General features: G+C 46.2%; 12 protein-coding genes. 7 read left to right on the top strand and 5 right to left on the bottom strand.

Annotation, left to right across the window (positions count from 1 at the left end; translation table 11 throughout):
* Positions 1 to 263: 263 nt before the first annotated feature.
* Complete coding sequence (locus tag D2V93_RS17565; RefSeq protein WP_119620354.1) at positions 264 to 875, top strand: hypothetical protein; 612 nt, start codon at positions 264 to 266, stop codon at positions 873 to 875.
* On the opposite strand, the gene D2V93_RS17560 is transcribed toward D2V93_RS17565, so the two are convergent.
* Positions 872 to 3,202 carry an ATP-dependent helicase gene (locus D2V93_RS17560; RefSeq protein WP_119620353.1) on the bottom strand — a complete coding sequence of 777 codons (2,331 nt, stop codon included), beginning with the start codon at positions 3,200 to 3,202 and terminating at the stop codon, positions 872 to 874. The two genes, D2V93_RS17565 and D2V93_RS17560, sit on opposite strands and share 4 nt — an antisense overlap.
* A 142-nt stretch (positions 3,203 to 3,344) precedes the next feature.
* On the opposite strand from D2V93_RS17560, the gene D2V93_RS17555 reads away from it, so the two are divergent.
* From D2V93_RS17555 to D2V93_RS17535, 5 genes are all read left to right on the top strand, one after another.
* On the top strand, positions 3,345 to 3,884 hold the full coding sequence (locus D2V93_RS17555; protein WP_119620352.1) for a DsrE family protein: 540 nt from the start codon (positions 3,345 to 3,347) through the stop codon (positions 3,882 to 3,884).
* An 11-nt stretch (positions 3,885 to 3,895) separates the two neighbouring features.
* Complete coding sequence (locus D2V93_RS17550; RefSeq protein ID WP_119620351.1) at positions 3,896 to 5,182, top strand: amidohydrolase; 1,287 nt, start codon at positions 3,896 to 3,898, stop codon at positions 5,180 to 5,182.
* 109 nt (positions 5,183 to 5,291) lie between these two features.
* Positions 5,292 to 6,866 (top strand): FMN-binding glutamate synthase family protein, encoded by a 1,575-nt coding sequence (locus D2V93_RS17545; RefSeq protein ID WP_119620350.1) that lies wholly within the window; start codon positions 5,292 to 5,294, stop codon positions 6,864 to 6,866.
* A gap of 26 nt (positions 6,867 to 6,892) precedes the next feature.
* Entirely contained in the window at positions 6,893 to 7,666 is a 774-nt protein-coding gene (locus D2V93_RS17540) for a coiled-coil domain-containing protein (protein WP_072881650.1), read from the top strand.
* A gap of 74 nt (positions 7,667 to 7,740) precedes the next feature.
* Positions 7,741 to 8,262: a DUF7935 family protein gene (locus D2V93_RS17535; protein ID WP_072881648.1), complete on the top strand. Its 522-nt coding sequence runs from the start codon at positions 7,741 to 7,743 to the stop codon at positions 8,260 to 8,262.
* A gap of 23 nt (positions 8,263 to 8,285) precedes the next feature.
* Here D2V93_RS17535 and D2V93_RS17530 read toward each other — a convergent pair whose 3' ends face one another.
* Together D2V93_RS17530 and D2V93_RS17525 are read right to left on the bottom strand one after the other, a co-directional pair.
* Complete coding sequence (locus tag D2V93_RS17530) at positions 8,286 to 9,200, bottom strand: patatin-like phospholipase family protein (protein WP_119620349.1); 915 nt, start codon at positions 9,198 to 9,200, stop codon at positions 8,286 to 8,288.
* Positions 9,197 to 11,311, bottom strand: a complete 2,115-nt coding sequence (locus D2V93_RS17525) for a M1 family metallopeptidase (RefSeq protein ID WP_119620348.1) — start codon at positions 11,309 to 11,311, stop codon at positions 9,197 to 9,199. The genes D2V93_RS17530 and D2V93_RS17525 overlap by 4 nt, the downstream gene beginning before the upstream one ends.
* 46 nt (positions 11,312 to 11,357) lie before the next feature.
* On the opposite strand from D2V93_RS17525, the gene recG reads away from it, so the two are divergent.
* Entirely contained in the window at positions 11,358 to 13,463 is a 2,106-nt protein-coding gene (gene recG, locus D2V93_RS17520; protein ID WP_119620347.1) for an ATP-dependent DNA helicase RecG, read from the top strand.
* Positions 13,464 to 13,493: 30 nt separating this feature from the next.
* On the opposite strand, the gene D2V93_RS17515 is transcribed toward recG, so the two are convergent.
* The gene (locus D2V93_RS17515; protein ID WP_119620346.1) at positions 13,494 to 13,865 is read right to left on the bottom strand and encodes a nuclear transport factor 2 family protein; all 372 of its coding nucleotides are present in this window, start codon (positions 13,863 to 13,865) and stop codon (positions 13,494 to 13,496) included.
* Positions 13,862 to 14,452, bottom strand: a complete 591-nt coding sequence (locus D2V93_RS17510; RefSeq protein WP_119620345.1) for an FMN-dependent NADH-azoreductase — start codon at positions 14,450 to 14,452, stop codon at positions 13,862 to 13,864. Before D2V93_RS17510 ends, D2V93_RS17515 begins: the two co-directional genes overlap by 4 nt.
* Positions 14,453 to 14,479: the final 27 nt, after the last annotated feature.

Genomic DNA, 14,479 nt, shown 5'->3' with positions numbered 1-14,479 from the left:
ATGGTACCAAACGGCCCATTGGTCAATCTAAATGGGCCATTGGTAAATTGATTGATAAAATCCAGAATAAAACATTCAACTTTGTGTCTATGTACAAACATGCCCCATGTCAGATGACTGTTAAGCATTCCTTTTTGTTGACCACTTTGATGGGTCTTTCTCTAATAAGTTGTCGAAACATGCTGCCTAAACAAGAAAGCAGTCCTAAAACAGGAAAAGAAGTGGTCGCGTCCCTTGACAGTCTTTTCCATAAGTTAACAACCATGGACAAACGCTCCTCCTCTGAAGAAACCATTCTATTGAACGAAAGCATACGGAGAACAGTAGAGGGCATACGCACCTCCAATCTGCTGACCGAAATAGATGAAATATATGCCCAAAAAAAACATGATTTCACTTTTACACTATCCAAGGATAAAAAATTGGGCATCTTCTCTTGGCACACCAAAATGGATGCCACGGGGAACCGAATCAAAAACATCGCATTGTACAATACAGGAAGCTCTATTCAACCCAGTTCACTTTACGACACGCCTGTAACTTATGATGGGATTCATCAAGTAAAATCATTAAAAGGAGAAAATCTATATATACTACATGGCTATATCAATTCAGGCGACAGTCATTATTCACGCCTAAATGCGTATATTTTGAAGAGCGGTTATCTAGAAGAGGTCCCTGCCTTTCCCAATAATGAAAGTTCCATCTCCATCGCCCAAATCCAAAAAAATCCCAAGTTTTCCGATTCGTTGGGTTTTAAGATAGAAATGAATGGATCACGCATATTGTTCCCTGAGATAAGGAGCAACTCCATCATACAGCACTCCTTGGCCTTCAATGGAAAAAGGTACATCCGTGAACAGCGTAATGACTAACTGTCCAATACCTCCAACTTGGCAAAGCGGAGCAATAGCTTTTTGACTCCACCTTGGTCAAACAAGATCTCGGCCTTTTTGTCACTTCCCACACCTTCGATACTAAGTATTTTACCCCTTCCAAACCGAGTGTGGTTCACCAAGGCCCCTTCTACCAACCCGGGATCGATGTCGCTCCCACTTTTCGTTGGTGCCGAAAGTTCCGGTTTTAACTTCCTCAACTTTCGCAATTGGTTTTCGTTGGGGTGTTGCACCGATGGCGGTGTACCGTTCTGAGGTTTCACTTGGCGCAGTTTGCTCTTGTCCACCTCTCCAAAGATATCTGCATTGATCAAGGACTTATATCGATACCCATCGTTGATCGGGGTAAGGTTTTCTACATATTTTTCATCGATTTCTTCCAAAAACCGGCTTGGTTCGGCATCAATGAGCTTGCCCCATCGGTACCGGTTCTGCGTGTAGGTAAGGTAGGCCTGCTTTTCTGCACGGGTAAGGGCCACGTAGAACAGCCTTCGCTCCTCTTCCAGTTCGCTACGGGTGTTCATGCTCATGGCCGATGGGAACAGGTCTTCTTCCATCCCCACTACATAAACATAGGGGAACTCCAAACCCTTCGCCAAATGGATGGTCATCAGGGCCACACGGTCATCATCGCCCACCTCCTTGTCCATGTCAGTGGCCAATGCCACATCCTCCAAAAACTCGGTCAGGCTCCCCGTGGCATCCGCCAGTTCCTTTTGGCCTTCCACAAAATCCTTGATCCCGTTCAAGAGCTCTTCAATGTTTTCCATTTTGGCAATGCCCTCGGGCGTACCATCTTTTTTGAACTCCAACAACAGACCCGTTTTTTTGGCCACATGCTCCGAAAGCGTGAAAGCATCCCCCCCTTCGTTCATGATCTGGAAACTCTTGATCATGGTGACAAAGTCATCTAACTTACGTTTAGTCCCTGCATTGATATTGAGATTGAGCTTGTCCAAATGCTCCATCACTTCAAAAACGGAACGTCCGTATTGGTTGGCCGCCACAACAAGCCTGTCAATAGTGGTCTGTCCAATGCCCCGTGCAGGAAAATTGATGACCCTTTTCAATGCTTCCTCGTCCTTTGGGTTAATGACCAACCGCAGGTAGGCCAACACATCTTTGATCTCTTTACGCTGATAAAAAGAGAGTCCTCCATAGATCCGATACGGAATGTCCCGCTTCCGCAGGGCATCTTCAATGGCCCTTGATTGCGAATTGGTACGATAGAGCACGGCAAAATCCCCGTTTTGGAGCTGGTGTTGCATCTTGTTCTCAAAAATGGAACCCGCCACATATCGACCTTCCTCCGCATCGGTCACACTTCGGTGTATAATGATCTGTCCACCATCGTCATTGGAGGTCCATACATTTTTTTCCAACTGGTTCTTGTTGTTGGCAATGATGGAATTCGCAGCGTTGACGATATTTTTGGTAGATCGGTAGTTCTGTTCCAATCGATACACGGCCACATCATCATAATCTCGTTGAAAATTCAGGATATTGCTAATATTGGCTCCACGGAACGAATAGATGCTCTGCGCATCGTCGCCTACCACACAAATGTTCTGGTATCGATCGGACAAGGCTTTGACAATGAGGTATTGCGAATGGTTGGTATCTTGGTACTCATCCACCAAAATATATCGGAACCTGTCCTGATACTTCATCAACACATCCGGAAAACGGGTCAACAATTCGTTGGTGCGCAGCAGCAGGTCGTCAAAATCCATCGCACCTGCCTTGAAACAACGATCTACATAGTTTTGATAGATTTCCCCCATGCGTGGTCGTTTGGCCATGGCATCCGCCTCCACCAGTTCAGGGTTTTGCAGATAGGCCTTGACGGTGATCAAACTGTTCTTGTAGGAAGATATACGGTTCTGGACTTGCTTGTACTTGTAAATATCCTTGTCCAGCCCCATTTCTTTGATAATGGAAGCAATCAATCGTTGGGAATCCTGGGTATCGTAGATCGTAAAATTACTGGGGAAGCCCAATTTGTCCCCATCAAATCGGAGCAATTTGGCAAAAACAGAATGGAATGTCCCCATCCAAAGGTTTTTCGCTTCGGAATTGCCCACAATGGTGGCAATCCGCTTTTTCATTTCGCGGGCAGCCTTGTTGGTAAAAGTAAGGGCCAGAATATTGAAGGAGTCCACCCCTTGCTCCATCAAATGGGCAATGCGGTAGGTCAGCACACGGGTCTTTCCAGAGCCGGCCCCCGCAATCACCATCAACGGACCGTCCTTGTGAAGGACTGGGGCACGCTGCGCATCGTTCAATTCATCCAAAAAAGTACTCAATTGCCAGGGTCTTTAAAAAGTAGGCGTGAAATTAACCAATAATGGCCTTTTGCTAAAATCATCCTTTCAATATTTATAAACACTGGAAGCGTTTGTTCTCCATTTTTAAATATATTTAAGCCTCAACCCTTATTGACCCTATATGAACCGTCATTACTTTCCACTAGTCTTTTTGATTCTTTATTGCCTTTCGGGCCTTTCACAAGAAAAAAAGGCGGGGCCCATCATAGAAACTTATGGTGAGGTCTGGAACATTGAAAACCCCGACTTCAAAACCGATACCTCCCAAGAATTCAAGGTGGTCTTTGATGTCATGGACAGTCCAACTTCCCATGACGAAATCAACAAGAAACTGGAAACAGCCGCCCGGTTCCTTAATATGCATGCCCAAAGCGGAGTGCCCAAAGCACAGCTTAAAGTCGCCATTATCGTCCACAACCAAGCCTCAAAGGACATTACCCACGACGAGGCATACCGTGCCAGGTTTGGTGTCCCCAATCCCAATTTAGGCCTTGTCAAGGCCCTGTTGGATGCTGATGTAGAGATCATCTATTGTGGCCAATCCTCATTCTCTAGGAATTTTCCAAAGGAAGATTTGATACCCGGCGTAAAGATTGCATTGTCCGCCATGACGGCGAGCATTCAACTACAGAATGAAGGATACCGACTTATCAAACTATAAAACAGTGATTTATGAAAATTTTTATTTCGTACACCTTTCTTTTGATCAGCTTTTCCATACAAGCCCAAAACCACGGTCTGGAAAAAGATATTGCAGCAGTGGAATCCAAAGTGATCGAATGGCGTCGGGACATCCACCAACATCCAGAACTGAGCAACAGAGAGTTCAATACCGCAGAAAAGATAGCCGAGCACTTAAGAGCTCTGGGTATTGAAGTGCAGACAGGAGTGGCCCATACAGGCGTTGTGGGCTTACTGAAAGGCAACCGTCCGGGAAAAGTGGTGGCCCTCAGGGCGGATATTGATGCGCTTCCTGTCACTGAAAGAAATGACCTTCCCTTCAAGTCCATGGTAACCTCAGAATATTTAGGCCAAGAGGTCGGTGTCATGCACGCCTGTGGTCACGATACCCACATCGCCATTATGATGGGAGTCGCCGAGGTACTTTCCAAAAACAAGGACAAAATCCGCGGTACGATAAAATTCGTTTTCCAACCTGCCGAGGAGGGCCCTCCTCCTGGCGAGGAAGGTGGTGCCGAGCTCATGGTGAAGCAAGGTGTCCTGGAAAACCCAAAGGTAGATGCCATTTATGGGCTCCATATCGGTTCTTACCTTCCTGTGGGGCAAATTGCCTATAAACCAGGAGGTGCCATGGCTGCAGCGCAGCGTTTTGTGGTGAACATCAAAGGAAAACAGACGCACGGCTCCGCTCCTTGGGGCGGTGTGGACCCTATTTTTGTGGCCGCCAAAATCGTGGACGGTTTCCAATCCATCATAAGCCGTGAAATGGAACTCACCAAGGAAGCAGCGGTCATTACCGTTGGAAAGATGAGTGGCGGTGTTCGGAACAACATCATCCCAGAAAGTGCGGAGCTGATCGGCACCATCCGCACGTTGGACTACGACATGCAAAAACAGATCAACGAGCGGATGAAGGAAATGGCCTCCACCATTGCCAAGGCATACCGGGCCGAAGCCACCGTGGAAATTGACAAGGGTGTTCCCATCACTTACAATGACCTTGCCCTGACCGAAGCCTCCCTTCCCAGCCTGAAAGAAGTCGCCGGAGATGACAATGTACATTTGATCAAGGCCATCACCGGAGCAGAGGATTTTTCGTTTTATCAGGAAAAAATACCCGGATTCTTCTTCATTTTGGGAGGAAAAGACCCCAATGCCGGACCTAATGACCACTTTCCGCACCACACACCCGATTTTAAGATTGATGATAGTGGGTTATTGCTCGGCGTAAAGGCCATGACGGAAATTGCGCTGGATTATCTGGACAGGGCCAAGTAGGCTAAAACACCTGTGTTTGCAGTAAAAACATTCCATACCCTTTAACGAGATTTATTTGGATTTTGGGTTGTAGGGCTTGATATTTGTAACCTGTACCTGAAAATTTTGCATGGAAGCAATCTTGGATTTTTTGTCATCGATCTCTTGGTGGGGATGGATTCTTATCTTTTTAATGATTGTCGCCATTCGCGACATCTTCTTTCAAAAGGCACATACCATCAGCCATAATTTTCCTGTAGTGGGCCATCTACGGTATTGGCTGGAAAGCATCGGACCTGAAATGCGCCAATATTTTGTGGCCAACAATCGTGAAGAGCTGCCATTCAACCGCATTGAACGCAGTTGGATATACGCCTCTGCCAAAAAGGAAAACAATTACGAAGGTTTTGGAACGGACAGGGACATCTATGCCCACCAGCACATTTTTGTCAAGAATGCCATGATCGGGTTTCAGGTCCCTGAAAAACACCCCAACATTGCCAATCCTTATTTTCTGCCCTGCGCCAAGGTGATGGGGGCCTACAACAAACGCAGAAAACCCTATAGGCCCGCATCGGTGATCAATGTATCCGCCATGAGTTTTGGTTCCCTATCCGCTGCGGCGGTGGAATCCCTCAACAAGGGAGTGGAAAAATGCCAGGCTTACCACAATACAGGCGAAGGTGGACTTTCCCCATACCACAGAAAAGGTGGGGATGTGATCTTTCACTTTGGGACGGGTTATTTTGGAGTCAGGAACAAGGAAGGAAACTTTTCCATGGAAAAAATGAAGATCTTGGTGGATGAAAATCCCTGCATCAAGGCCGTGGAAATCAAATTGTCGCAAGGGGCCAAACCTGGAAAGGGCGGTGTGCTACCAGGGGCCAAAATCACCAAGGAGCTTGCCAAGATCCGTGGGGTGGAAATCGGAAAGGACGTCATCTCCCCTCCTACCCACAAGGCATTCAGCAATATTCCCGAACTTTTGGACCTTATTGAAGCCATTGCAGAAGAAACAGGACTTCCTGTGGGCATCAAAGGAGCCGTTGGGAAAGTGGAGCAATGGGAAGAACTGGCCGATCTGATGAAAAAGAAGGGCAAAGGACCCGACTTCATCACCATTGACGGTGGCGAAGGAGGAACCGGTGCGGCCCCTCCCAGTTTTGCGGACCATGTTTCCTTACCCTGGACCTACGGCTTCACCTCAATCTATAAAATCTTTTTGGACAGGGGGCTCACGGACCGCATCGTGTTCATCGGCAGTGGTAAATTGGGCTTTCCAGCCAAAGCGGCCATGGCCTTTGCCATGGGAGCGGACTGTATCAATGTGGCCCGGGAGGCCATGATGAGCATAGGCTGCATACAAGCACAGGTTTGCCATACCAACAGGTGCCCTTCGGGCGTGGCCACCCAGAACAAATGGCTTCAGAACGGGATCAACGTACCCTTGAAATCGGACAGGTTGGCCCAATACTTCAAAACGTTCAGAAAGGAACTGTTGGAGATTACCCATGCGGCGGGTTATGAGCATCCCTGCCAATTTCATATGGAAGATATCCAAGTGAACGTGGACGATGACTATCTTAGCAGCAATTTAAGAACGGTCTACAAATACCAGAAAGAGCAAGTAGGGTTCCATTCCATGCAGGAGCTTTATGATTGCCAGCATCTGGGCGGTAAACCAACTTATGAAAAAACATTATAACTTAGTCCCCAAATATTTTACCTTTTATGAAAACTAAATTACCCATTATACTATTGCTTGTTCTTTCCACAGGAGTGTTCGCTCAGAAAAAAAGTGAGCTCATTGCCGAGATTGACAACCTGAAATCAAAAATATCCGAGGTGGAACAGGAACTGGCCAAGGCCAAGCGGGAAATTTCTTCCAGCAATGCCAAAGCCGAGACCCTGGAAACCGAAAACATTGGGCTACGCGATGCAAACGCCACTCTTTTGGGCAACTTGAGCAATTTCTCCGAGCTCTCCAAGCAGAACTCGGAAAACGTGAACAGGGCCATGGCTGCCCTTGCCCGAAAAGAACGACAACTCAGCGGTATCAACGACATGATTTCCGCCAACGATTCCACGGCCATTGTTTCCCTTACTAGAATAAAACAGACCTTGGGCGAAAATGCCAATGTCAATGTTGCCGAAGGGGGCATCGTCATTTCCAACAAACTGGACGTCCTTTTTGGTTCGGATACTTCCACAAAGCTTACGGAAGCAGGAAAGGCCTGGTTGGTCAATGTGGCCAAGGTCATCAAGTCCAATCCATCCTTCAGGACCCAAGTGGAAGGTCTCAACATTACCGGGGAGTTCGGGCCTACTTTTGACCAAGCAGCGGCCGTTGCCAAAGAGTTGGTCGGTGTGCTGCAGATCCCTTCGGACCAAATAAACATTGTGGTCAAGGATGGCAACTTCAAGGAAGGCATCAACATAAGACTACAGCCCGATTACAAGGGTTTTTATGCTAAGGCCAAGGAAAGTGCAAAAGCGGCACAATAAGGCAGTTTGAAATACTTTTTGGGATTTTGGTGCGTTCATGGTAATGTAAAATCAATAAAAAACCAAACTATCCTATGAGTGGAGATGATATCCTTCAGCTTTTTGCCTATTTACTGCCTGCCGTTGTGACCGGCGCAATCGCATTCTATTTCTTCAGGCTGCACACTCGAAACGAAGAAGGCCGAAGACGCTTCCTATTGCACAAGGACTCCCAAAAAGACACCCTTCCGGTTCGGTTACAGGCCTATGAGCGAATGGCCCTTTTTTTGGAACGTATCGCCTTGAACAGTCTTGTGGTAAGAGTGGCGCCAAAAAGCAAGAGCAAAAGTGATTATGAGAATTTGTTGATCAAACAGATTGAGACCGAGTTCGAGCACAATCTTTCACAACAGATCTACATGTCCGATGAATGCTGGAACATTATCAAAACGGCTAAAAACGCCACCATCCAAATCATCCGATCTGCCGGGATGAGCGAGACCGACTCTCCTGACAAGCTTCGGGAGGATATCCTCAACCAGACCATGGAAAAGCAATCACCTTCCAATACCGCATTGGCCTATGTGAAAAAAGAGGTGGGAGACCTTTGGAACTGATCCACCTTTAAAAGGTCTGGAATTTATTCCTGATGTTCAGGGTCGATAGGACTGGTTTCCTCGTTCTTGTTCTTGGCATATAGATAGCCGCGCTTCCACCATAAGGTCATTCGTTCTTTATTGAATATCAAAGAGTTGGTAGTAAGAACAGTGGGCGTGTAATAAAAATTGATGATGGCATTCTTTTGATTGGCCACCAGCTTTCCGATACGGATGTTCTGGTTCTCGATCCTATCCAGCATGAAACTGAAAATGGTAGTAATGAGGTCGAAGGGGTTTTTGGAAGACATCCGGTTAAGATAGTTCACCTCGGTGTGCAGCACCACCACATCCACTTCCGTCGCACCACGGCTCAAAGCCTCCTCGATGGGCACCAGACTGCCTAGGCCACCATCGGCATATTCGCAGCCATCTTTCTTCACCAAACTCATAAAAGGGGTGTAATTGGAAGAAATCCAGATCCAATCACAGAATTCGTCGTAAGTACAGTCGTTCACGGATTTGTATTCCACTTGGTTCAGTGAGAGGTTGGACACCGTCACCACCACATCCGCATGGCTTTCCTTGAGCTCGTTGAACTCTTCCATCGTAATGGACTGCCGTATCAGCTTTCGCAGGTTCTCACTCTCGCCAAAGGTCTTTTTCCCACGGATGAAATTTTTCACCACGTTCCAGTGGTTGATGGCTATGATTTCGACCCCGTGTTTTTTTTTGATGACAAACGGACAGTTGTTGAAAATACTGTCCTGATTCACCGAGGAGTAGATTTCCTTGATCTTATCCAATTTGTTGAGGGCAAGATGGGAAATCAGGAGACTTCCTGTTGAAGTACCCACAAAAAGATCGTACTTGTGTTGGGCTTCCTGAATCAGAAATTGGGCCACACCCCCTGCAAAAGCACCTTTGCTCCCCCCACCTGAAATGACCAATGCCCTCATTCTCCCAATGTTTTGTCCAAATATTGCTTTTCTTGTTGGTTCAGCAAAGGATAAATTGCCTTTACCCGGGCCAAACCTTCTTTGTTCTTCAAAAATTCCTTCAAAATATCCCTAGCTGATTTTTTAAAATGCCATACATGGTGGCCACATGCCTCCACCAAATTCTTTAGTGTCTCATCGCTGTAGCCCCCTATGGTATTCAAATATTGGAACACCAACAAGCGGGTCTCAAAATGGTGTTCGGGCCCTGTGTACCCGTTCAATTCCTCAAAATAGGAAGGTTTCATTCCCGGATTGTAGCCAGGGGTCACCAACGCCAAGGTCAACCACAACACCCGAAGGTTCTTGTTGGGAAACCCCTCCAATTCTTCGGTATCGTCAAGGTATTTTTCCCTATTGTCGGGAAAATCTCCCCAGAGTTTATACAATGCACTTTCGATCGTCGTGTAGCTCTGGTCCAGGAGAAGGCTCTCGGTTTCCTGTTGTAGTTCCGCAGGTATCTTTTCCAGGGAAAGAATAACGGCCTGCCTTACTTTGAGGTCGCCCGTGCGGAGAATGACCGATAGGAACCCGGGCGAAAAATGGTTCGCATACGCCAAGACCAAATGTTGTTTCAGTTGGCTGGAGCCCAAGGAGTCCCAGATGTCCTTCAAATGATTTTCCGCAGTTTCCGCTTGTTCACCTATTTGTTCCTTCAATTCAAAAAAACGCTTGATGGAGGTATTCTTTTGCATCAAAAACGATTGGACTTCGGCATATCGGAAATTGGGATCTTCCAACCATTCCCGTTCAAACTCGGAAAGGTCCATGCCTGAAACGTTTTCCATTTCCTGCATAAAATCGGGGATGGTCACATTTTGATAGGCGTATTTTTGGAGATAGTTGCGGATTCCTCGCTTGAAATTGGAGTCCCCCACCCTTTCATGCAACATTGCCAAGGCCCACGCCCCTTTTTCATAAAACGTGAGGCTGCCCGCACCTGGGTTTCTGAGTGCCTCCCCTTGGTCGTCCTCCGAAATGCTTTTCAAGGCTTCAGCCGTTCCCAGCAAATGCCAATAGAAATGGTCTTCACCAAATAAATTCTTTTCGGCCAAATAGGCATAATACGTAGCAAAACCCTCGTGCAACCAGTGGTGCTCGCTACTGGTTTCGGTGACCAGATTCCCAAACCATTGGTGGGCCAGTTCATGCGCGTTGACATTCACGTAATTTTTGTCCACAAAAGCCGTGGAATCGATCACGTATTGGTTGGAAAAAATGGTACAGGTGGTGTTTTCCATACCCGCGTACAAAAAATCCTGAACGGGCACCTGTTTGTAGTTCTGCCACGGATAGGGTACTCCAATTTCCTTTTCCAAAAAATCAAAAATATGCTGGGTGTAGCGGTAGGTGGGCTCTACTTTTAAACTGTCCTTGGGCTCGTAATACAGTTCAATGGGTACTCCGGACGAAGATTTGAGCTCCTTTTTATCAAAATCTCCAATCACAAAGCCTAGCAAGTAGCTGCTCATGGGTTTTTTCATGTCAAACTGCCAGAAAAAGGCCTTCGAATCTGGTAGAGTATCTTTTTTTTCTAGTTTTCCATTTGAGATTACTGGATAACTTTCTTGAAGGACAAAGTTTAAATCAAAAGTCGTCTTTTCGGTCATATCATCTAAACTGGGCAACCAATGACTGGTATATTTTCCCTGTCCTTGTGTCCAGATTTGTTCATTTCCTACGATTTCATCGTCCCAGCCCAAAAAATAAACAGTCTGTTTTGGACTTACTCTGTATTCAAAAGTTAATGTATAATATTCTCCTTCTTGGAATTGTGCATTAATCATGATTTTATTTGCAGTTATGACTTCATCAAAATTAACCTCAACACTTTTATGAGTCTGGTATCTGGTTAATTCAATATTATCAAAAGTCATATCATGAGCATCCAAAAAAATTGATTCTACGTTTTCAAGAGCCAAAAATTCAATACTATATCTTCCAGATATTTTTTTTTCAGAAGGTTGAATGTAAATGTCGGCTCCGCAAAATTTAAAATCCACCTTGTCCTGAACCTGGGCGCTCAGGAATTGCACAAATAGGAAAAAAATAAGAATCGGGTTCAGCTTCATGCCATCATCCTATCAAAAGTCCTTCCAAATTACATATTTTAGTTCGATGAATCCCAATTTTCTACAAACTCCCATAGCCTATCTCAAAGGTGTCGGTCCCAACCGGGCCGATGTCCTGAAGGCCGAACTGGGCATTGAGACCTATCGGGACCTGCTCCATCTCTTTCCCAATCGTTACTTGGACCGCACCAGTTATTACAAGATCAACCAATTGCAGCCCAGTGGTGCCGATGTGCAGGTGGTCGGGAAGATCATCCACCTCAAAATGGTGGAACAAAAACGTGGAAAACGCCTCGTGGCCACCTTTGTGGACGAAACGGGACAAATGGAACTCGTTTGGTTCCGCGGCCATAAATGGATCAAGGAAAATTTAAAAATCAACGAACCCTACGTGGTGTTCGGTCGGGTTTCGCAATACGGCAGCACTTTTTCCATACCGCACCCGGAAATGGAACTGTTGCACCATCATCAACAAGGGCTGAAAATTGCCATGCAGCCCATCTACCCATCCACCGAAAAGCTGAGCGCTTCGGGCATTACCAACAGGGTCGTTTCCAAAATGGCGCAACAGCTTTTATTGGAATCCAAAGGCTATTTTCCTGAATCATTATCCAAAGACATTCTTGAAGAGTTGCGGCTGATCCCAAAGGCGGAGGCGCTGTTCAACATCCATTTTCCAAAAAACCAAGAGTTGTTGGCGCGGGCACAGTTCCGATTAAAATTTGAGGAACTGTTTTTTGTGCAGATGCAATTGATTTCCAAAAAAATGCTCCGCAAACAAAAGATCAAGGGGCTGCCTTTTGAAAATGTGGGGGAACATTTCACCACGTTCTTTCAAAACCATCTCCCCTTTGAACTCACGGAAGCCCAAAAACGGGTGATCAAGGAAATCCGCAACGACATGGGCAGTAATGCTCAAATGAACCGCTTGTTACAGGGCGATGTGGGGTCCGGAAAAACCATTGTGGCCCTGATGTGCATGCTATTGGCCATCGACAACGGATTCCAAGCCTGCTTGATGGCCCCCACGGAAATCTTGGCTACCCAACATTACAATGGACTCAAGGAACTTTTGGGGCAAATGGACATCAAGATTGCCTTGTTGACGGGTTCCACAAAAAAATCGGAACGGACCCTGCTGCACAATCAGCTGGAAAACGGGAACCTGAACATTTTGGTGGGCACCCATGCCGTTTTGGAGGATAAGGTCCAGTTCCACAACCTAGGACTGGCCATTGTGGACGAACAACATCGCTTCGGGGTGGCGCAGCGTTCCAAATTGTGGCATAAAAATGATATCCCTCCACATGTGTTGGTGATGACGGCAACCCCTATTCCCCGAACCTTGGCCATGAGTCTGTACGGGGATTTGGATGTTTCCGTAATCGACGAACTCCCACCCGGTCGTAAACCCGTGACCACCGTACATCGGTTTGACAATAATCGTCTAAAAGTGTTTGGGTTCCTCAAAGAGGAAATCAAAAAAGGACGGCAGGTGTACATCGTATATCCGCTGATCCAAGAATCGGAGGCTATGGATTATAAAGATCTGATGGATGGCTATGAGAGCATTGCCAGGGACTTTCCACAACCGGAGTTTCAAATTTCCATTGTGCACGGACAAATGAAACCTGCGGACAAGGACTATGAAATGGAGCGCTTTGTAAAAGGTGAGACCCAAATCATGGTGGCCACTACGGTCATCGAGGTCGGGGTGAACGTGCCCAATGCCTCGGTGATGATCATTGAAAGTGCGGAACGCTTCGGGCTTTCCCAATTGCACCAGCTTCGTGGGCGTGTGGGCCGAGGTGCCGAACAAAGTTTTTGTATTTTGATGACAGGCCATAAATTGTCCGAAGATGCCAAAACGCGTTTGCAAACCATGACCAGCACCAACGATGGGTTTGAGATTGCCGAGGTTGACCTAAAGCTGCGAGGGCCAGGCGATTTGATGGGCACGCAACAAAGTGGGCTGCTCAGCTTAAAGATTGCGGACATCGTCAAGGACAACCAAATTTTACAGACCGCTCGGTATCATGTCTTGCAATTGCTGAAAAACGACCCCAAATTGGAAAAAGAGGAGAATGCACCAGTGCTCCGGGCCTTTACCCGAATGATGGCCCAAAAGACGATTTGGAATTATATCAGTTGAGCATACCCGGTGCATCCCCAAAAATAGGCCTTATCCTTTTCCAACAATCTTTGGAAAGTTGTTCAATATCTGCCAATCCGACCTTTTCCTGACGACCACGATCACAGAATTGAACAACAGCGCTTCACTTTCCAAAGTAACGTTCATCACAGCTAAATGGCTTCCGTATTCTTCGATGGAATGGACGGTGATTGTTCGGGGTACACCTCCAAACGTTTTCTCCCCTACCAATCGTCTATATTCCTCCTTGGAGAACTGGTATAGGCCTGGCTTATCGAAAAAACCATCTTGCACATTTTGATAATCTTTGTGCAACACCCGATCCAGTAGTTGGATATCGTTCGTATCCCCGGCCTTAATAAAATCTTTTACGGCTTGTTCTATTTGGATTGTTTGATTCATATCATTTGTTTTACTTGGTTTATGTAATGTATTTCTTGGCCTAAAATGAAATCTTCCGATGCGGTCCCGTTTATGGATACCATCTTAATATCCTCGATTCCCATAAACCCCAATAATTGTTGTAGGTACTGCTCAAAAGGTTCGGATGTTTCCAGATCGGTCTTTTTCCCTCCCATGGAAGTGATCACATAGGCTTTTTTGTTTTTCAATAGCCCCTCATAACCTTGGTCGCCATGATATCGAAAAGTTCGATTGACCCTGATGACATGGTCAAAATAGGATTTCAGTGTAGAAGGAATTCCAAAATTGTACATCGGACAGGTCAGCAGCACCGCATCACTTCCCCATATCTCTTCACAAAGCATGTCCGAAATCTCTAGTAACCCATCATCTTCGGCTCTGCCAAAAAAGGCCTGTGTGACCTCTTGCGTCAAATGGGGTATCCGATCCTTGTTGAGGTCTCTGTAATTGATTTTTGAGCCTGGGTTCCTTTCTTTCCACATTTGAACAAAAATGTCCCCATACATGCGGCTATACGAGCCTTCTTTCCTGAGACTACTGTCAATCCTTAATAAAGTCTGCATCATGTTTTTTTATTGAAGACAATCTCAATG

This window comes from Flagellimonas taeanensis, assembly GCF_003584105.1.
Lineage (GTDB): Bacteria > Bacteroidota > Bacteroidia > Flavobacteriales > Flavobacteriaceae > Flagellimonas > Flagellimonas taeanensis.
Note: the sequence above shows the minus strand (reverse complement) of the source record. Positions and strands in the feature narration are given on the sequence as shown.